The sequence below is a fragment of the Bartonella sp. AA86SXKL genome (assembly GCF_042196885.1).
In genome coordinates, this window is the sequence record NZ_JBHIRE010000600.1 from 1 (window position 1) to 527 (window position 527).

The window sequence follows — 527 nt, forward strand, 5'->3', positions numbered from 1 at the left end:
AACTTGAATCAAAATTTAAAGTATCTGATTCATTTTTCCAAGAAACTGTAACAAGATCTTGTAAGGGCTGAGTAATTTCTACTTTTTTACGCAGTTTATAGAGCAATAGACGCTTGTAGAGTATATCGGCCAAAGACATCACAATATCGATAAAATAACCATTCTCTCTTTTACCGATAAGAAAATCAGTAAGGACCTTTCCTTGTGGGGATAAGAGGGCTCCAGGGAAAATTTCTTGTAGACCGATTTTTTTGACATCTGTTGTGATAAGGGCTTGCAGAAAATGTGTTGCTTCTTCACCCGTAACTTTAATAATCTTACGGTTTTTTAAGCAAATGGCATTTGGCTTCTCAATCATGGTTATTGCCTTTCTGCTCAAAGTTACATAATCGATAAATGAGGTGATATTGAAGGAGTACGGTTATGTTTAAAACATTTGATACAATTTTTAAAGGCGCAACAGTTGTAAACCATGACGGAAGGGGCAAACGGGATAGTGGTATCACGAATGGCCGTATTGCTGAAAT

General features: G+C 36.2%; 1 pseudogene. It reads right to left on the reverse strand.

What is annotated here, in order from left to right:
- Positions 1-358, reverse strand: a pseudogene (locus tag ACFIO5_RS13490) (CAF17-like 4Fe-4S cluster assembly/insertion protein YgfZ); the annotation flags it as partial.
- Between the last annotated feature and the right edge of the window lie 169 nt (positions 359-527).